This window comes from Bradyrhizobium elkanii USDA 76, from assembly GCF_023278185.1.
Lineage (GTDB): Bacteria > Pseudomonadota > Alphaproteobacteria > Rhizobiales > Xanthobacteraceae > Bradyrhizobium > Bradyrhizobium elkanii.
Map to the genome: position 1 here is coordinate 3,928,933 of NZ_CP066356.1, position 17,672 is coordinate 3,946,604.

General features: G+C 65.9%; 14 protein-coding genes. 7 read left to right on the forward strand and 7 right to left on the reverse strand.

From position 1 onward, the window contains the following. Nucleotides 1–49: 49 nt before the first annotated feature. Together JEY66_RS18950 and JEY66_RS18955 are read right to left on the reverse strand one after the other, a co-directional pair. Nucleotides 50–1,201 (reverse strand): DJ-1/PfpI family protein, encoded by a 1,152-nt coding sequence (locus JEY66_RS18950; protein ID WP_018272298.1) that lies wholly within the window; start codon nucleotides 1,199–1,201, stop codon nucleotides 50–52. Between the two features lie 204 nt (nucleotides 1,202–1,405). After that, nucleotides 1,406–2,002: a tetratricopeptide repeat protein gene (locus JEY66_RS18955; protein WP_018272297.1), complete on the reverse strand. Its 597-nt coding sequence runs from the start codon at nucleotides 2,000–2,002 to the stop codon at nucleotides 1,406–1,408. Nucleotides 2,003–2,260: 258 nt separating this feature from the next. Between JEY66_RS18955 and JEY66_RS18960 the strand changes: the two genes are divergently transcribed. Next, entirely contained in the window at nucleotides 2,261–2,647 is a 387-nt protein-coding gene (locus tag JEY66_RS18960) for an ester cyclase (protein ID WP_018272296.1), read from the forward strand. Between the two features lie 28 nt (nucleotides 2,648–2,675). Here the strand turns inward: JEY66_RS18960 and JEY66_RS18965 are convergent, their stop codons facing one another. Together JEY66_RS18965 and JEY66_RS18970 are read right to left on the reverse strand one after the other, a co-directional pair. Then, nucleotides 2,676–4,409 (reverse strand): adenylate/guanylate cyclase domain-containing protein, encoded by a 1,734-nt coding sequence (locus JEY66_RS18965; RefSeq protein ID WP_018272295.1) that lies wholly within the window; start codon nucleotides 4,407–4,409, stop codon nucleotides 2,676–2,678. Between the two features lie 128 nt (nucleotides 4,410–4,537). Beyond that, entirely contained in the window at nucleotides 4,538–5,092 is a 555-nt protein-coding gene (locus tag JEY66_RS18970) for a PAS domain-containing protein (protein WP_016844421.1), read from the reverse strand. A 486-nt stretch (nucleotides 5,093–5,578) separates the two neighbouring features. Here JEY66_RS18970 and JEY66_RS18975 point away from each other — a divergent pair, with 486 nt between their 5' ends. Then, on the forward strand, nucleotides 5,579–6,376 hold the full coding sequence (locus tag JEY66_RS18975) for a rhomboid family intramembrane serine protease (RefSeq protein WP_018272294.1): 798 nt from the start codon (nucleotides 5,579–5,581) through the stop codon (nucleotides 6,374–6,376). A 192-nt stretch (nucleotides 6,377–6,568) separates the two neighbouring features. Beyond that, a complete protein-coding gene (locus JEY66_RS18980; protein ID WP_016844424.1) occupies nucleotides 6,569–6,997 on the forward strand; it encodes a CBS domain-containing protein in 429 nt (142 codons plus the stop codon). 3 nt (nucleotides 6,998–7,000) lie between these two features. On the opposite strand, the gene JEY66_RS18985 is transcribed toward JEY66_RS18980, so the two are convergent. Then, nucleotides 7,001–8,047, reverse strand: a complete 1,047-nt coding sequence (locus tag JEY66_RS18985; RefSeq protein WP_026192945.1) for a patatin-like phospholipase family protein — start codon at nucleotides 8,045–8,047, stop codon at nucleotides 7,001–7,003. A gap of 277 nt (nucleotides 8,048–8,324) precedes the next feature. On the opposite strand from JEY66_RS18985, the gene JEY66_RS18990 reads away from it, so the two are divergent. Both JEY66_RS18990 and JEY66_RS18995 read left to right on the forward strand, forming a co-directional pair. Next, nucleotides 8,325–9,401 (forward strand): hypothetical protein, encoded by a 1,077-nt coding sequence (locus JEY66_RS18990; protein WP_026192944.1) that lies wholly within the window; start codon nucleotides 8,325–8,327, stop codon nucleotides 9,399–9,401. A gap of 177 nt (nucleotides 9,402–9,578) precedes the next feature. After that, complete coding sequence (locus JEY66_RS18995; protein ID WP_018272291.1) at nucleotides 9,579–12,062, forward strand: putative bifunctional diguanylate cyclase/phosphodiesterase; 2,484 nt, start codon at nucleotides 9,579–9,581, stop codon at nucleotides 12,060–12,062. A gap of 134 nt (nucleotides 12,063–12,196) precedes the next feature. Here JEY66_RS18995 and JEY66_RS19000 read toward each other — a convergent pair whose 3' ends face one another. Then, nucleotides 12,197–12,760, reverse strand: coding sequence for a nitroreductase family protein (locus tag JEY66_RS19000; RefSeq protein ID WP_026192943.1), 564 nt, complete (start codon nucleotides 12,758–12,760; stop codon nucleotides 12,197–12,199). Between the two features lie 84 nt (nucleotides 12,761–12,844). Next, entirely contained in the window at nucleotides 12,845–14,893 is a 2,049-nt protein-coding gene (gene thrS, locus JEY66_RS19005) for a threonine--tRNA ligase (RefSeq protein ID WP_026192942.1), read from the reverse strand. 220 nt (nucleotides 14,894–15,113) lie between these two features. Here thrS and JEY66_RS19010 point away from each other — a divergent pair, with 220 nt between their 5' ends. Continuing rightward, entirely contained in the window at nucleotides 15,114–16,400 is a 1,287-nt protein-coding gene (locus JEY66_RS19010; protein ID WP_018272288.1) for a COG3904 family protein, read from the forward strand. Between the two features lie 106 nt (nucleotides 16,401–16,506). Beyond that, the gene (locus JEY66_RS19015; RefSeq protein WP_051110191.1) at nucleotides 16,507–17,643 is read left to right on the forward strand and encodes an MFS transporter; all 1,137 of its coding nucleotides are present in this window, start codon (nucleotides 16,507–16,509) and stop codon (nucleotides 17,641–17,643) included. Nucleotides 17,644–17,672: the final 29 nt, after the last annotated feature.

Consider the following 17,672-nt stretch of genomic DNA (forward strand, 5'->3'; position numbering starts at 1 on the left):
TGACAAGGGGGTGGATCGAGGATCGAATAGATTGTGGGGACGCAATCCCTCACTGCACGGCGTCAGCCCGTGGATATTCGAGCTGCATGGCGACGAAGTCCGCCGTGCCGCGGCCATAGCGTGTCTCGATCCTGGCAAGCGCCCGGTCGAGTGCCTGCGCGGGCGGCGCGGTGCCGACCGCGGGCAGCAGACCATCTGCGGACCAGGCCGACGCCACGACCTGCGGATAGATGCGCAGGCCGTTGCGGGTCGTCACGACGTCGCCGGTCGCAGCGAAGGTCACGGCATGCGAGCGATAGGTGCGCGACCAGCTGTCGGCGACCAGCGCAAGCGAGACCTCGTCGACGCCGGGAGCAAGCGCGAGCCCTAGCTGTTCCCGGTTCCAGAACGCCAGCGTGTTCTGGATCGCGGTCAGCGCGAAAGGACGTGTGAACTTGAAGGCGTTGCTGTCATGCCGCGCGTCCCAGCCGGGCAGGCCGATCTCGCGCGCGACGGCCTCGGCCTTGGCGCGGCCGGCGATCGCCTCGATCAGCGTCAGCGACATCGGCATCGACGCCGAAATCCCAGTCGTCGTCGCGAGGCCGCGATCGACCACGATGCGGCGGTCGGCAACGTATTGGATGGCGGGATGTTTGCTGCGCCAGTTCTTCAGGTAGAACCAGTGCGTGGTGGCGCGCCTGCCGTCGAGCAGGCCGGTCGAGGCGAGCACCTTGGCGCCGGCGCAGACGGCGACGATCACAGCGCCTTTCTCCGCCTGCTGCCGGATCCATTGCATGACTGTGGGATCGTCGTCGCGGCTCATCGCCGGCACGATGACGTAGTCGGCGCCGTCGGGATGTGCGGCATCGAATGCGGCGATGGTCGCATCAGGCTCGACCTTCAGCACCGGGAACAGCGCGACCGGACCGGGTCCCGTCGCCAGCGTGACGACATCGGCAACATCGGCGCGCTTGAGGATGCCGTAGGGCATCAGATAGTCGGTGGTCTCGGTCATGTCGTTGATGCCGAGGATCGCGATCAGCGGTCGCGCCCGCTTCGGCGGCTTCAGCGCCGCGAGCATCGCGTCGTGCTCTTGCGTCGCGATCGGCGGCGGAACGCGGAACGCCGATGCGGCGGGCAGGGTGAAGAGCCAGATGCCGCCGATGATTGGAACCAGCGCGGCGACGGCGATGCCGCACCACGCGAGAAGCCGCCAGGTCATGATGATCGATCTCAACGTATCCGCGTGCGTCGCCCGGCACGCAAGCTACTCGCCGGTCACGTCGACCAAAACGGCGAAATTCCCGCAAAAACGGACACGCCAACAACGCGGCTCAAACGCGTAGCCCGGACGGGCGACAGCGACATCCGGGGCCGGTCCTTCCCCGCATGCCGCTCCGCTCACGCGGGCTGCTATGCGACGCGCTCAGTAGACGAGGTTCGTACCCGTCGGCTTTTCCAGTGCCGCCGCCAGCGTCCGATACTCATCGCAGTCGGTGCCACAGATCTCGGCGATCCGCTGCAGATGATACTGCGCCTGGTCGCGGTTTCCCTGTTCGATCTGCCACAGGCCGTAGTAGTTCCACGTCAGGACGTGGTTCGGATCGGCCTTGAGCGCACGTTCGTACCAGACTTGCGATTGCTTGTAGTCGCCGAGCTTGCGATAGGAATAGCCGATCAGGTTCGCGACATCAGGATGATCGTCGCGGCCGAGCGCGTGCAACTGATCGATCGCGGCGTCGTAGTCGTTGCGTTCGTAGATTGTCGCATAGGCCGCGCGATAGCCGTCGCGGAGTGCCGGGTCTTCGAAGCCGGACTGCTTGACGGGTTTCTTGATCTTGTGCGTGGTCTTTCTGTCCTTCTGCTGGGGATAGGACGGCGCGGGAGTGCTGTAGCTCGATCCGTATGGGTCGCCACCGCCGCCTCCGCCGCCACCTCCGCCAGCCGCGATGGCGGTCTGCAGTGGGAACAGAATGATCGGCGCTGTCAGAAATGCCGCAAGCATCATCGGTGACTTGATCATGGACACCTCCCGATTTGACAAGGACAGTCATTGGCCTGAAGCACTAACTCCCGATCGCGAGAGACATTCCGCGCGTTCCGAGAAATTGTTTGCCGAAGCGGCAATCGCACTGTCTCTTCGGGACGTTGCGCTCTCTCGCGCACGCTGGCTGAGTGTTTTGTTCGCGCCACCGGACATCGGAGTCGAAACTAACATCGGTGTTAGAATCGCACTCAAATGCTCAATGTCCATTTGCACCCCCGGCAAGAAGGACGATCGATGATGAAGACGGAGCTCTCCGAGATCTACCGAAGCTACATCGCCTGTTTGAATCGCCAGGACTGGCCGCAACTCGGTCGGTTCGTTGACGAGGATGTGTGCCACAACGGCCGACGGCTCGGATTATCCGGCTATCGCGAGATGCTGGAAGGGGACTTTCGCGACATCCCGGACCTTCGCTTCAACATCGAACTGCTGGTGTCGGATGCGTCCCATGTCGCGAGCCGGCTGGCGTTCGATTGTTCGCCGAAGGGACGATTTCTGGGCCTCGCTATCGACGGCAGACGCGTCTCGTTCGCCGAGAACGTGTTCTACGAATTCCGCGACGGGAAGATCGTGCAGGTCTGGTCGGTGATCGACAAGGCTGCGATCGAGGCCCAGCTGTAGCGGCGGCGCCTGGATCAGCGTGACGCCGCTACTTCCGCTCCAGATGCCAGGCGCCGTCCCAATCGGCCGCCGGCGGATCTTGCCTGAAGGCTGCGACGCGCGCCTTCATGGCGATCGACGGGCCGTCGCCGGGCGCCGCCGCCAGCGCCGCGGCGAAGGCTTGCTCGGCGTCATCCCAGCGGCGGTCGCGATAGGCGGCGAGACCGTCCGCGTAACGCTGCCGCAATTCGGTCTGCGCCGGCGTCAGTTCGTCCTTCTTGCCGAGGATCTCGAACACCGCGACCGGCTGGGTCTGCCCCATCACGACGAGACGATCGATCTCGCGCAGCTCGATCGTCGCCGCGCAAGCGGCCGCAGTGGCTTCCGAGATCAGGCTGCGGCTGCCGTAAAACTTGTTGGCGCCTTCCAGCCGCGAGGCGAGGTTCACGGTGTCGCCGAGCACCGTGTAGCTCATCATGAACTCGGAGCCGATGCTGCCGACCAGGGCCTCGCCGGTGGCGATCCCGATCCGGATGTCGCAATCGGCCGGGATCACGCGCACGCCGAGCAGTTCCGGCAGATCCTTGCGCAGCTGGTTGACCTGGCCGATCATGTCGATGGCGGCAAGCGCGGCCAGATGGGTCTGCTCGGCTTCCTCGACGAAGGGCGCGCCCCAATAGGCCATGATGGCGTCGCCGATATATTTGTCGATGATGCCGCGATGCGCATGGACCGGCGCCGACATCGTCGACAGATAGAGGTTCATGATCTTGACGAGGCCGCTCGGCGTCACGCCCTCGCTCAGGCTGGTGAAGCCCTTCATGTCGCAGAACATCACCGTCATGACGCGGCGCTGTCCTTCGGTCGCGGCGATCGCCGGCTGTTCGAGCAGGCCCTCGGCGATCCGCGGATTGATGTAGCGGCCGAACGTCTCGCGAATGCGCTGGTTGTGGCGCAGCGTCTCGATCATGCGGTTGAAGGCGGCCGACAGCTGGCCGATCTCGTCCTGGGTCGTGATGGTGATGGCGCCGTCGAGGCGGCCGGCCTCGACCTCGCGGGTGCTTTCGAGCAGGCGCATCACCGGACGCGTGATGCCGCTGCCGACCAGCATCGCGAACACGAAGCCGAGGATCGCGGCAATCGCGGTCACGACGCCGGAGATGATGATCGCCCGCTGCTGGGCACTCATCACCTTCGCTGCGGCCGAAGCGACCTGCGCCAGCATGTCGGAACGGATGCCCTCGATCCTGGTGTTGAAGTCGTCGCGCAGGCCGTCGGCGCGGAGCGTGGTCGCTTTCGCCGCCGCAAAGTCCTTGGCGTCGATCTGCTCGAGCAGCGTCTTGTTCTCCGCGTTCAGCCGCATCAGGAGGTCGTTGACGGCATTGTCGATGCGGTCGTCGAGGCGTCCGAGCGCGGCGTTGTCGGATGGCGTCGAGGGATCGGCGATGATCGCATCGATCAACGTGCGCGCGGCGTCGGCCTCGCGCTTGATCAGGGGCTCGATCTCCTCGAAGGCCTTGCGCGCGCTTTCGTACCCGGAATCCTCGCCCGGTGCCTGCATCTTCGCCATCATCATCCGGCGCATGGCGAGCGACCGCTCCAGCGCGCGGATGTTGACGCGGGCGAGATGGCCATAGGCAGGGATGTAGCGGTTGGTGAGCTCGTCGAGGAGATGGCCGACCTGGCCCGCCATCACCATCGACAGCAGCGAGGTGATCACCGCGAGGATGATGAGTCCCGCGGCAATGCCGACGATCTTCTGCCTGATCGAATTTCGAAACATGCCCAGCCCGGCCGCAGCTGCAATGAGCGGGTCCACCCCGCCGTGGCGGCCAGACAGCTAATAGAGTTCCGCGGGGCGCGGTGCAAGCGACCGGCGCCTGCCATCCCGTCCCAAGGCGGCGCCGGCGGCTAGCGCAGGCCTTCGTAGACCATCAGGCCGCGCGCGATGGCGAGCTTGCGCAGGGTCCGCGGCACGAACCGCTCCTGGGGATGCAGGTAACGCCATGAGGTCAGCACCAGGTCGTGCAGCCGGCTGACGTCGTCCTCGAACGGGGCGAGCAGGCCGGTGAGGCTCGCCGGCATATGGACGCGGGCGGTGAAGGGCAGCAGCAGCAATTCGAGATGCGCCTTGGCGCCGGCCTCGGTGGTGGCGGTGATGCCGGCGATGGCCGGCAGGGTCTCTTCGACGACGCAGGTGATGATGTCTTCGATCTCGCCGCGGCTCTCGCCGGCGAACAGGGCGGAAAAGCTCCGGTTCTTGAGATCGCAGCCGAGCAGGGCGGAGGTACGGGTGCCGGCGACGCGGAACGGAAAGCGGGTCTCGCCGTCATAGGACAGCACGAAGATGTCGGACAGGAGGTCGCGGACCGCGGACGGCTCGAACTCACTCCTCTCAGGTGCACGTGCGTTGCCGCGCTTCGCATTCCAATAGGCGAAGAACGCGCGGCTCGAGCTGTGTTTCATCTAAACCTTGCCCGGCGCCTGTCTCAGCGGGACACATCTGTCCCGGTTTTGCTCAGGCGCCTTCCCTTCTCTGTTGTGCAGGGAAGGCTGTGCAGCGTCCATGCCGTGGCCGCGCTTTGGGCGGCTTATCGGCAGGTTTGTGTCGTTAACGTAAATTTAACTATGTCCTTGGCGCCCGCGGAACCTGTGGGTAGGGTCCGTGCGTTCCCGTTCGCGCCGACTGCCCCAAGCGCCGGCGCCGTTGGTACACAGGTGGCGTCAAACAGTTTGGTCACCGTGCGGGGAGGGGTGGGGATGTTCTCCCGATCCCTCCGGGGCACGAGAAGACCAGCCGATCAGGGAGGGCGTTCTCAGCGCCCTCCCTTTTCTTTTGTCCCGATTCCGCGCTGCGCGACACCCGGTGTCCGATTTCGGGATTGTGCACTTGCACAGGGGTGCGAAAGCCGCCTATCTCTGATCCACCGCCGCATCGAGGTCGCCGACCCCTTGGACTCCCATCCCGAATCCCCGCTTGCGCCGCCGCCGGAGGCGCCGCGCGAGCCGATCCTGACCTTGCCGCCGGCGCTCACCGCCTACATCCTCCTGATCGCGGCGATCCATCTGCGGGTGCTGCTGCCGCCGGAGCTGGAGAACTGGACCATCGACGTCTTCGGCTTCATCCCGAAGCGCTACGATTCGACGCTGCTCGACATCACCTTTCCGGGCGGCGAGGGCGCCAAGGTCTGGACCTTCGTCACCTATTCGCTGCTGCACGCCAACCTCACCCATATCGGCTTCAACGTGCTGTGGCTGCTGCCGTTCGGCAGCGCGCTGGCGCGGCGCTTCGGTGCGCTGCGTTTCTTCGTCTTCATGGCGGTGACGGCGGCCGCCGGCGCGCTCGCGCATCTGTTGACCCATGAGCACGCGATTGCACCGATGATCGGAGCGTCGGCTTCGGTGTCGGGGACGATGGCGGCGGCGATCCGCTTTGCCTTCGTGAAGGGCAGCTTCCTGTCGTTCAGCCGTGGCGATGCCGAGGCGGCGGCCAGGGTGCCTGCGCTGTCGCTGTGGCGGGCACTGCGCAACGGACGGGTGCTCGCCTTCCTGGCGATCTGGTTCGGCGTCAACATCCTGTTCGGCGCCACCTCGCTGTCGCTCGGCGGCGAGGGCGCGAGCGTCGCCTGGCAGGCGCATATCGGCGGCTTCCTCGCCGGACTGCTGCTGTTCTCGTTGTTCGATCCGGTGCCGCGCACGCGGGACGATGCTGCAGATGCGTCGTCGGTGGATCAGTCGGGGCGCGTCTGATCGCCGCTTGCGGCGTGGATCGAATTCCTCCATCATCTTTGCGAAGCAGAAACAAAGCGGGCCGACAAATCGAGCCCTGCTACTCACCGCGCCCCGGAACCGAAATCGGCGCGGAACTGTTGATTGAAGACTCTGGCGAACAGGCTCGACCCCGCCCAAGGCGGGGCACGAGCGGATTCAGGGAGGCCGACAATGACGGTACGTTCCATTCTCGATGCAAAAGGCCATCAGGTCATGAGCGTCGCGCCCGGCGCGAAGCTCTCGGCCGCGGTCAAGCTGCTCGGCGAGCGCAAGATCGGCGCGGTGCTGGTGATGGAGCAGGGCCGCATGGAGGGCGTGCTGTCGGAGCGCGACATCGTGCGCGTGCTCAGCGAGCGCGGCGCGGGCGCGCTGGACGAACCGGTTAGCGCTGTCATGACCAGGAAAGTCGTGAGCTGCCGCGAGTCCGATACCGTCAGCGGCATCATGGAGATGATGACCACGGGAAAATTCCGCCATCTTCCTGTCGTCGAGGACGGCAAGGTGGTCGGGCTGATCTCGATCGGCGACATCGTCAAGCGGCGCGTGGAGGAATATGAGCGCGAGCAGGAGGCGCTGCGCGACTACATCAAGACCGCCTGACTGCTACTTCCCGGTGCCGCCCGCGCCGCTCGACGGCGGCACCAGGATGTCGATCGCTTCCTCGATCGCGCTGATGGAGCGTTCGGCGGCGCGGATGCCGTGCGCGATCAGGTCGTCGGCGCGGTGGAAGTCGAACCAGCCGATCTGACCGACCCGCGGCGAGATCAGCATGTCCGGCGGATCGCCGGCAAGGCGTGCGCGGGTGATGCGGTCCTGCATGATGTTGAAGGCGTCGACCATGACGCTCGAGATGCCGGGCCGGCTCGCGCTGCCGAAAAACTCCCGCTTCACGGTGCGTTCGGCGGAGAAGAAGCGGCCGAACCGGCGCTTCGGCGGCTCCGGCTCGAGCTCGGCGTCGGCCGTCACCGCAACCGTCACCTCGGGCGCGGCCGACGGGCCGTGATTGTAGATCGTGGTCGAGTGCGCGAACACGTCGCTGGAGAGGTTCGCCGCAATGACGATCTCGGCGCCGAGCGCGCGCGCGGCCGAGACCGGCACCGGATTGACCAGCGCGCCGTCGACCAGCCAGCGGTCGCCGATCAGGACCGGCGCGAAGATGCCGGGCAGGGCGTAGGAGGCGCGCATGGCGTCGACCACGCGGCCCTGGGTCAGCCAGATCTCGTGCCCGGTGCGCACTTCGGTGGCGACACTGGCGAACTTGACCGTGAGGTCCTCGATCATGACCTGACCCAGCGCCGCCTCGATCTCGGCGGCCAGCTTGGCGCCGCGGATCAGACCTGAGCCGTTGAGGCGGATGTCGAGGTAGCCGAGCACGCTGCGCGGCTGCAGGCCGCGCGCCCACTGCTCCAGCGTCTCGATATGGCCGGCCGCGTAGGCGCCGCCGACCACGGAGCCGATCGAGGTGCCGACCACGACATTGGGGACGATGCCGTGGGCCAGCAGGGTCTTGATGATGCCGATATGGGCGAAGCCGCGCGCGGCGCCGCCGCCGAGCGCAAGCCCGATGACCGGCCGGCGAACCGTACCCAGTCCTACCTTGTCGGGACCGTCGGAGCTCTTGTGGCCTCGGCCCATCCAGCTATCCAACACGACAAATCTCCTGCCAGCGCGAGACTAGGCCGCGCAGCATGGCTGCGCCAGCGTCGTCCGTCTTCATGGTTATTCCCACAGGCATGATTCATGCCCGGGTGGTCCGCGGTAGGCAGGGAATGTGACTGGACCGCGACGACAGGGCTAACATCGGCTTGATCGCGCGGTTCCAAATGGCGGACGCCGCCCGCCCGGACTGTGACAAAGCCTTGGACGCCGCCTGGATCCCCTTGGACGAAGGCTTGAATTTGCCGCGTTTTCGTTGAAAAGCATGGTGATGACTTCGAGGGGCAACGGCATCGGCGGATGCGGGCGGGGCGTGCGGCTCCTTCCGCTGTTGACGCTTGCGGCATTTTTGCTGGCCCTGATCCCCGGTTCCGTATCCGCGCAGTTCTTCAGCGACCGGCCGCCGCCAATTCCGCCCGCCTCGGTCCCGGAGGTGCCGTCCGGTCCGGCGCTCAACCTGGCGCCGCCATCGGGCGGCGGTTCTGGGCCCGTTCTGCCCGGTCCGCTGAACCAGCAGACCATCGTCCAGCCCTCGATTGCAACGGTGCCGCCGGTGGTGGCAGCGCCGCCGGCCGGGTCGCCGGCCGCGGGGCAGGCGGTGCTGTCGCTGACGGCGCGGTACGGCAAGGACCTGCCGGTCATCAATGCCGGGCTGGTGTGGCGGGTGTTCGCCGACAAGCCTGACGACAACGGTACCTACAAGCTGATCCGCGAAGAGCGCGGGGCGACGCCCAACGTGGTGCTGCCGCCCGGCAACTATGTCGTCCATGTCGCGCTCGGCCTCGTCAGCGCGGTGCGCGCCGTCAGCCTGAAGTCGGAGACCGACCGCGAGTCCTTCGTGCTGCCTGCCGGGGGCCTGCGGATCGAGGGCCGGGTCGGCAGCAGCAAGATCCCCGCCAACCAGATCTCGTTTGCGATCTACAAGGGCAGCCAGTTCGACGGCTCGGACCGCGGACCAATGGTGCCGAACGTTGCCGCCGGCGACGTCGTGCTGCTGCCCGAGGGCACCTACTACATCGTCTCCAACTATGGCGACGCCAACTCGGTGGTGCGCTCCGACATTCGCGTCGCGGCGGGCAAGCTGACCGACGTCACCGTTACCCATCGCGCCGCCGTCATCACCCTCAAGCTGGTCAGCGAGCGGGGCGGCGAGGCGCTGGCCAACACCGCCTGGTCGGTGATCACGCCGGGCGGCGACGTGATCAAGGAATCGATCGGCGCGTTCCCGCGCGTCGTGCTCTCCGAAGGCGAGTATCGCGCGATCGCCAAGAACGAAGGCAAGGTGTTCGAGCGTCCCTTCAACGTCGTCAACGGCGTCGATGGCGAAGTCGAGGTCGTGGCGCGCTGACGTCCGACCGGCCTGCATTTCATGCAGCTGTCATAGTCTCTAATGTGAACTAACCATCGCGCGAATTTGAGCCGTCATAATCGCTCGCGGCGATACCGGGCCTGCCTATTTTTGCACGACGTTAAGCCGCGGCATGACTTGGATGCCGTGGGGACTAGTGTTTGCGTGGGGCGTGCCATGGTCATGGCCAACAAGAAATCAGCAAAGACATCGGCCAAATTCAATTCCGAGATGTTCGCCGACGTACCGGTTCTGCAACGCAAGTGGCAGGCCGCGGTCCGTCCCGGCGAAAGGCTGCCGCACTATGAAGATGTGATGCTCGGCAGTCTCGGCCGGCTCGCGGATCACATCGTGCTGCTGCGGAGCGTCGATGGCATGCTCAGCGTCTCGCACGCCGGCCGCTATGTCCAGACATGGCTGAACGACGAGCGCCGGGACATTCCGCTCAGCGCGCTGCCGCCGGACTGCGCCACCGCGTTGACCGAAGCTGCCGCAAACGCGCGTGAGAACTGCCGGCCCTATCTGGCGTCAGCGCATTGCGTCCGCGACGGGTTGGTGCGGACCTTCGACGTGCTGGCGCTGCCGACGCGGTCGCGCTGGGGCGGTATCCTGGTCGGCGTTTACGTCAACGAGCGCAATGCGCAGTACAATCTGCTCGATACGATTTTCTCAGCCGCCGACGAGGGCGTGCTGTCGCTCGCAGCGATCCGCGATGCGCGCGGCGAGCCGGCCGACTTCCAGATCGTGCATCTCAACCAGGGCGCCGCAAGGCTGCTGATGCAGCCTGCGACCGAATTGCTGTGGCGCCGGCTCAGCGCCGGCGGCAATCCGCTTGCGGCGCCGGCGGTGATGAACCGTCTGCGTGGATTTGTCGGCGGCGGCCCGGGAGGGCAGTTCGAGATCGACAGCGGCGATCGCTGCCTCAGGCTCGGCGTCACGGCGTTCGGCGACATGCTGTCGCTGACCGTCTCCGACGTCACCGCGCTGAAGCAGCGCGAGCTGTCGTTCCGCCTGCTGTTCGAGAACAACCCGATGCCGATGTGGGTGTTCGACGCCGGCACGATGGAATTCCTCAGCGTCAACGACGCCGCCGTTCAGCATTATGGATACAGCCGGGAAAAGTTTCTCGGCATGACGCTGCGCCAGATCTGGCCGGTGGACGAATGGAGCGTGCACAGCGCCGCCTTGCGCGAGATCGGCGACGTCTATCAATCGAGCCGCGACTGGCGGCACATCAGGGCCGACGGCAGCGAGATCCATGTGCTGACCTTCGGACGCAAGGTGGCGTTCGAGGGCCGCGACGGCTATCTGGTCGCGGTGGTCGACATCACCGAGCGCCGCGCCGCCGAAGCGCGGATCGCGCATATGGCGCACCATGACGGTCTCACCAATTTGCCGAACCGCGACTACTACCAGGAGCGCCTGCGCGAGGCGCTGGAGCGTGGCCGGAGCGGCAACAAGCGTGTCGCGGTGATGTGCATCGACCTCGACCTGTTCAAGAACGTCAACGACTCCTTCGGGCATCCGATGGGCGACCGGCTGCTCAAGCTGGTGGCGGAGCGGCTGCGCGAGGTGGTCCGCGACGACAACGTGGCGGCCCGCCTCGGCGGCGACGAGTTCGCGATCGTGCTTGCGGCCGACGTTTCGCCGAACGAGGCCAGCGCTTTCGCCGAACGGCTGATCGATGCGCTGAGCGCGCCCTACAACATCGACGGGCTCGAGGTCGTGGTCGGCGCAAGCGTCGGCATCGCGCTGTCACCGGGCGACGGTACGACGTCGGAAGAGCTGATGCGCAATGCCGACATGGCGCTGTACCGCGCCAAGTCGGAGGGCGGCGGCGTGCATCACTTCTTCGAACCGGAGATGGATCAGCAGGCGCAGAAGCGCCGCGACATGGAGCGCGATCTGCGCGCGGCCTTCAGCAACGGCGAGTTCGAGCTGTACTACCAGCCGCTGGTCGATATCGCGGCCGACCGCATCTCTGGCTTCGAGTCGCTGCTGCGCTGGCGGCACCCGCAGAAGGGCATGGTCTCGCCTGCGGAGTTCATCCCGGTTGCCGAAGACATCGGCCTGATCGTCGCGCTCGGCGAATGGGTGCTGCGCGAAGCCTGCTCCGAGGCGATCAAGTGGCCCGCCGACGTCAAGGTGGCCGTCAATCTGTCGCCGGTGCAGTTCCGCAGCCGCAATCTGGTCCAGGCGGTGATCTCGGCGCTGGCGCATTCCGGCCTGCCGGCGCGGCGGCTGGAGCTCGAGATCACCGAGTCGGTGTTTCTGGCGGAGACCGAGGCCAACCTCGCGATCCTGCATCAGCTGCGTGAGCTCGGCGTCAGCATCTCGATGGACGATTTCGGCACCGGGTATTCCTCGCTGAGCTATCTGCGCAGCTTCCCGTTCGACAAGATTAAGATCGACCGCTCCTTCGTGAAGGATCTGGCGCGGCGCTCCGATTGCCTCGCGATCGTGCGCGCGATCTCGGGGCTCGGCCGCAGCCTCAAGATCACCACGACGGCGGAAGGGGTCGAGACGACAGACCAACTCGACTGGCTGCGCGCCGAAGGCTGCAACGAGGTGCAGGGATTTCTGTTCAGCGCGGCGAGGCCGGCAGGCGAGATCGCGGCGCTGCTGAACGGTTTTGCGGAGCGTGCGTCGAAGGCGGCGTGAGTCTCGCGTCCACGCGCCAAGTCCGGCAATGGCTGCCCTCGTAGCCCGGGTGAGCGGAGCGACACCCGGGGCCAAAGTCCCGCATATCGCTGCGCTCATGCGGGCTACAAGGTCGCCACAGGGGGGCGCCCCGTCTAGAACCGCGTCACGATATCCGACAGGGCCGGGCGCGGGCGGTCCTCGCTCGGCTTGGTCGGGGTGCCGATGTGAATGAACCCGGCGAGCTTCTCGTCCGGCTTGAGGCCGAGGCCGTCGAGCACGTCGCGGTCGAAGGCGAACCAGCCGGTCAGCCAGCAGGCGCCGTAGCCGAGCGCGGTCGCCGCGGTGACGATGTTCATCGCGCTGGCGCCCGCCGACAATTCCTGCTCCCACGGCGGTACCTTCGGGTGCGGCTTGGTGAAGGAGACCACGCCGATCACCAGCGGCGCGTCGGTCAGGCGTTTCTTCTCGACCTCGATGTCGGAGGCCGGCGCCCCGGGATTCTTCCGGGCGAAGACCTTTGCGATCACGTCGCCGGCCCGCGCGCGGGCATCGCCCTCGAACACGATGAAGCGCCAGGGCGCGAGCTTGCCGTGGTCGGGCACGCGCGCGCCGATCGTCAAAATGGTCTCGAGCTCGGCCGCGGACGGGCCCGGGCCGGTCATCTCGCGCGGTTTCATCGAGCGGCGCGTCTTCAGGAGTTCAATGGCATCGGGCACGGAAATGTCCTTCAAGGGGAGTCGTGCCCCCAAGATGGGGGCACGACCAAACCAATGAAAGCCAGTTTAGACCGATTGTGAAGATCAGGCGACGGATCGCGCCCGCTTCACGTCGGGCGGCGTCGCCTCATCCACCAGCGCGGCGATCGCCTCATCGGTCGGCATCACGGTCTGCCGCTCGCTGCCGAGGCGGCGGACCGAGACCGAGTGGGTCTCGGCTTCCTTCTTGCCGACGACGAGCAGGGCCGGGATCTTGGCCAGCGAGTGCTCGCGGACCTTGTAGTTGATCTTCTCGTTGCGCAGGTCGATCTCGACCCGCAGCCCGGCGCGGCGCGCAGCGGCCGCCACCACCTTGGCGTATTCGTCGCCTTCGGAAGTGATGGTCGTGACCACGAGCTGGGTCGGCGCCAGCCAGAGCGGGAAGTTGCCGGCATAGTGCTCGATCAGGATGCCGATGAAGCGCTCCATCGAACCGCAGATCGCGCGGTGCACCATGACGGGTGCCTTCTTCGAGCCGTCGTGATCGATGTAGAACGCGCCGAACCGCTCCGGCAGGTTGAAGTCGACCTGGGTCGTGCCGCACTGCCAGTCGCGGCCGATGGCGTCGCGCAGCACATACTCGAACTTCGGTCCGTAGAACGCGCCTTCGCCCGGATTGATCTCGGTCCGGATGCGGTTGCTGCCCTTGGCCTTGATCTCCGACAGCACCGTCGCCATCACGCGCTCGGCGTGATCCCACATCTCGTCGGTGCCGACCCGCTTCTCCGGCCGCGTCGAGAGCTTGACCGTGAGCTCGCCGTCGAAGCCGAAATCGGCATAGGTCGACAGGATCAGATCGTTGATCTTGAGGCACTCATCGGCGAGCTGCTGCTCGGTGCAGAACACATGGGCGTCGTCCTGGGTGAAGCCGCGCACCCGCATCAGGCCGTGCATCGCGCCCGACGGCTCGTAGCGATGCACGACGCCGAATTCGGCGAGCCGCAACGGCAGGTCGCGGTAGCTCTTCAGCCCGTGCTTGAAGATCTGCACATGGCCCGGGCAGTTCATCGGCTTCAGCGCGAACCAGCGCTTGTCCTCGGCCTCGTCGCCGGCGGACTGCGCCGCGAACATGTTCTCGCGATACCAGTCCCAATGGCCCGAGGTCTCCCACAGCGCCTTGTCGAGGATCTGCGGGGCGTTGACCTCGTTGTAGTCGCCGAGCAGCCGGCGCCGCATATAGGCGATCAGCTGCTGGAAGACGGTCCAGCCCTTGGGGTGCCAGAACACCACGCCCGGGCCTTCCTCCTGGAAGTGGAACAGGTCGAGCTCGCGGCCGAGCTTGCGGTGGTCGCGCTTCTCGGCTTCCTCGATCTGCTTGAGATAGGCGTCGAGGTCTTCCTGCTTGGCGAATGCCGTGCCGTAGATGCGGGTCAGCATCGGATTGTTGGAGTCGCCGCGCCAATACGCGCCCGCCACCTTCATCAGCTTGAAGGCGTTGCCGATCTTGCCGGTCGAGGTCATGTGCGGGCCGCGGCACAGATCGAACCAGTCGCCCTGGAAGTAGATCTTGATCGGCTCGTTGCCGGGAATCGCGTCGACCAGCTCGACCTTGAAGGCCTCGCCTTTGTCGCGGAACACCTGCTTGGTCTTCTCGCGATCCCAGACTTCCTTGGTGAACGGCTTGTCGCGCGCGACGATCTCGCGCATTCGTTTCTCGATCGCGGCAAAATCTTCCGGAGTGAACGGCTCGTTGCGGAAGAAGTCGTAGTAGAAGCCGTTCTCGATCACCGGGCCGATCGTGACCTGGGTGCCCGGCCACAGCGACTGCACAGCCTCCGCCAGCACATGCGCGGCATCGTGCCGGATCAGTTCCAGCGCGCGCGGGTCTTCGCGGCCGATCAGCTCGATCTTGGCGTCGGCCTCGATCGGATCGTTGAGGTCGGCAAGCGTGCCGTCGAGCGCCATCGCGACGGTGCGCTTGGCGAGCGAGGGCGAAATGCCTTTGGCGATGTCGAGACCGGTGGTCCCTCTCGGGAAATCGCGCCTCGCTCCATCAGGGAAGGTGAGGGCGATCTTGTTCACGGGTTCTGCGGGTTTGAGGTTAGAGAGGCTGTACTGGAATCCGGATTCGGATTTGGGTGGCGTATCGGCCATGGTGTCTCCTGTAGCTCACTCCTGCGAACGAGCGCAGGTAAGCGGAAAGCAGCGGTATAGCAGGGGATTTGACGCCTGCAATCCGGCAATATCAAGAAAATGGGCCGCCGGCCGCACCGAATCGAGGGACGCTTGCCTGCAGCTGACGCGTTGCGACGCTGCCGATCATCGTCTAACGTCCGGCGTCCATTTTTCCGCCATCGCGCAATCCGCAAGGTTCATGTTTTCCCGTCTCCTGTTTTTCGTGGCGTTGCTTCTGATCCCGGGCGTGTTGCGGGCGGAAGAAACACCGGTCCAGAAGGCCGGATTCGCGAAAAAGCTGACCATCTATCTCGCCAAGGGACCGGCGAATGCCTGCGGCGCCGGCTGCGATCGCTGGATCGCGATCGAAGGCGAGATCGATCGGGAAGCCGCGCAGCGGATTCGCACCTTCCTCTTTCCGATCAAGGACCGGCAGCTTCCGATCTACCTTCATTCGCCGGGCGGAAACGTCGAGCAGTCCTATGGGATCGCGCGGTTCCTGCGCGCGCACAAGGCCATCGCCCGGGTCGGCCGTACCATCGTGCCGGCCTGTTCCACAGGCACGCAGGTCGACGCCGCCTGCCTGAAGATCAAGGCTGCCAAAGGCGAGGTCGAGGCCGAGCTCACCACGCGCAACGCGATGTGCGTGTCGGCCTGCGCCTATCTGTTCCTGGGCGCGACCAGCCGCGAAGTGGCGCCTGACTCAGTGCTCGCGGTGCATAACTCCAAGCTGATGTTCGTCGTCCACGGGCATCCGCCGGCGCAGGTCGTCGCCGACTTCAGACGACGCGAGATGGTGAGCGCCGACCGCGACCGCAATGTCTTCCTCGCGGCGATGGGCATCAGCCATGAGCTCAGCGACCTCATCAAGTCCGTGAAGTTCGAGGACCTGCACGTGTTGACGCGGCCGGAGCTCTATCGATTCGGCATCGATACGCGGCCGCTGCCGGAAACCCTGTGGGCGGTGGAGAAGGAGACACGGCCCTATGTTCGCAAGATCGTGCAGCAGAAAAGAGCCGACGGCAGCTCGTTCCGCATGATGGAGTGGCGGCTGTTCTGCGAGAGCAAGGATCGCGGGCGGCTGATGTTCGTGCGCGAGTTCGAGGAGGGGGCAGCCGGCAAGAGCACGGTGGCGATGATGGCCGGCGCGACCAGGACCGTCGCATTCGGCCGGTCGGCGCGGTTCGGCAAATACGAGGTCTGGAGCGAGGCGGTGACCTCCGACACCGTCAAGGCGATGCTCGCGGCCCCGCATCTGCAGATCGGCGAAAGCGCGCCGGCAACCGACGGCAAGTCCGATACCAAGCCTGACGGCAAATCCGGCTTGGCAACATTCGATATCGACACCACCGGGCTGGAGCAGGGGTGGACGCAGCTTCTGGCATCGTGCCCGGCGGCGACCGCCGGTCCGAAGCCTGCGAGCCCGTTGCCGGCTGCCGCGTCGCCGAGCGTCAGTGCGGTGCCGGCGTCGTCGCCGTCGCCATGAGCGCAAGAGGCGCCGTTCGATCAGGTGTCATGCATTTAGATGCAGTTGCATTGATCTTGGAGTCTGCTAACAACGCGGCGTGAAACGCTTCGCTCCCACCGCATTGATGCTCGGCAATATCGTCACCGGCTGCTCGGTGCTGGCGCCGGCCGGCATGCTGGCGGAGTTGTCCGACGGACTCGGCGTCACGATCCATACCGCGGGTCTCCTGATCACCTTCGGCGCGATCGTGCTGTGCGTGGGCTCGCCGGTGACGGCGTGGCTGACCAGCCGGATCGAGCGGCGGGCGCTGCTGACGGCGACGCTGCTGGTGCTGACGCTGACCAATGCGGCCTCCGCCTTCGCGCCGAACTACGACAGCCTCCTGATCATTCGGCTGGTGATGCTCGCGGTCGGCGTGCTCTACACGCCGCAGGCGGCGGGCACCGCGGCACTGATCGTGCCGGTGGAGAAGCGCGGCAGCACGATAGCCTACATCTTCCTCGGCTGGTCGCTTGCCGCCGCGATCGGGCTGCCGCTGATCACCTTCATCGCAAGCCGCTACGGCTTTCGCGTGACCTATGGCGCGATCGCGCTGACAGGGCTTGTGAGTTCCCTGCTGCTGTGGTGGCGGTTACCAGGCGGACTGCACGGCGCGCCGGTTGACCTCAGAACCTGGGTCGATCTCGGTCGCAATCCGATGGTCATTCTGCTGCTGTCGATCACGACGCTGCAGATGTCCGGCCAGTTCGTGGTGTTCACCTTCATGGGGCCGCTGCTCGCCAAACTGACCGGCGCCAATGCGGACGCCGTCGGGATCGTGTTCGCGCTCTACGGCATCTTCGGGTTCGTCGGCATCGTGATCGCAACGCGCGTGGTGGACTCGTGGGGCGCCTGGAAAACCTCGGTCCTGTTCACCGTGCTGCTGCTCGCAGGCGTAGCCGGCTGGGCACTGAGCGCCGGGGCCTACGCCCTGATGGCCGCCTCCGTCGCGGTGTGGGGCCTCGGCTTTGCATCGACCAATTCGATGCAGCAGGTACGCCTGGTCGGTGCGGCGCCGGCGCTCGCTTCGGCGTCGGTCTCGCTCAATACCTCGGTGCTGTATATCGGCCAGGCCATCGGCTCCGCGATCGGTGGCTTGCTGTTCGCCCGCGAATGGCTGCACAGCGCAGGCTACGTGGCCACGGTCTTCGTCGCGGCGGCGCTCGCGGTCGTAATCATCACGCGGCCGCGACGGACGGCCGCCACCGCCGCAGCCGAGTGAACGGCTGGCTTTCACGCTTGTGTTCGCGA

Excerpts from the sequence above, each read along its gene's own strand:
- JEY66_RS18950 (WP_018272298.1), bottom strand. The coding sequence starts at position 1,201 with ATGACCTGGCGGCTTCTCGCGTGGTGCGGCATCGCCGTCGCCGCGCTG.
- JEY66_RS18955 (WP_018272297.1), bottom strand. The coding sequence starts at position 2,002 with ATGATCAAGTCACCGATGATGCTTGCGGCATTTCTGACAGCGCCGATC.
- JEY66_RS18960 (WP_018272296.1), top strand. The coding sequence starts at position 2,261 with ATGATGAAGACGGAGCTCTCCGAGATCTACCGAAGCTACATCGCCTGT.
- JEY66_RS18965 (WP_018272295.1), bottom strand. The coding sequence starts at position 4,409 with ATGTTTCGAAATTCGATCAGGCAGAAGATCGTCGGCATTGCCGCGGGA.
- JEY66_RS18970 (WP_016844421.1), bottom strand. The coding sequence starts at position 5,092 with ATGAAACACAGCTCGAGCCGCGCGTTCTTCGCCTATTGGAATGCGAAG.
- JEY66_RS18980 (WP_016844424.1), top strand. The coding sequence starts at position 6,569 with ATGACGGTACGTTCCATTCTCGATGCAAAAGGCCATCAGGTCATGAGC.
- JEY66_RS18990 (WP_026192944.1), top strand. The coding sequence starts at position 8,325 with ATGACTTCGAGGGGCAACGGCATCGGCGGATGCGGGCGGGGCGTGCGG.
- JEY66_RS18995 (WP_018272291.1), top strand. The coding sequence starts at position 9,579 with ATGGTCATGGCCAACAAGAAATCAGCAAAGACATCGGCCAAATTCAAT.
- thrS (WP_026192942.1), bottom strand. The coding sequence starts at position 14,893 with ATGGCCGATACGCCACCCAAATCCGAATCCGGATTCCAGTACAGCCTC.
- JEY66_RS19010 (WP_018272288.1), top strand. The coding sequence starts at position 15,114 with ATGTTTTCCCGTCTCCTGTTTTTCGTGGCGTTGCTTCTGATCCCGGGC.
- JEY66_RS19015 (WP_051110191.1), top strand. The coding sequence starts at position 16,507 with ATGCTCGGCAATATCGTCACCGGCTGCTCGGTGCTGGCGCCGGCCGGC.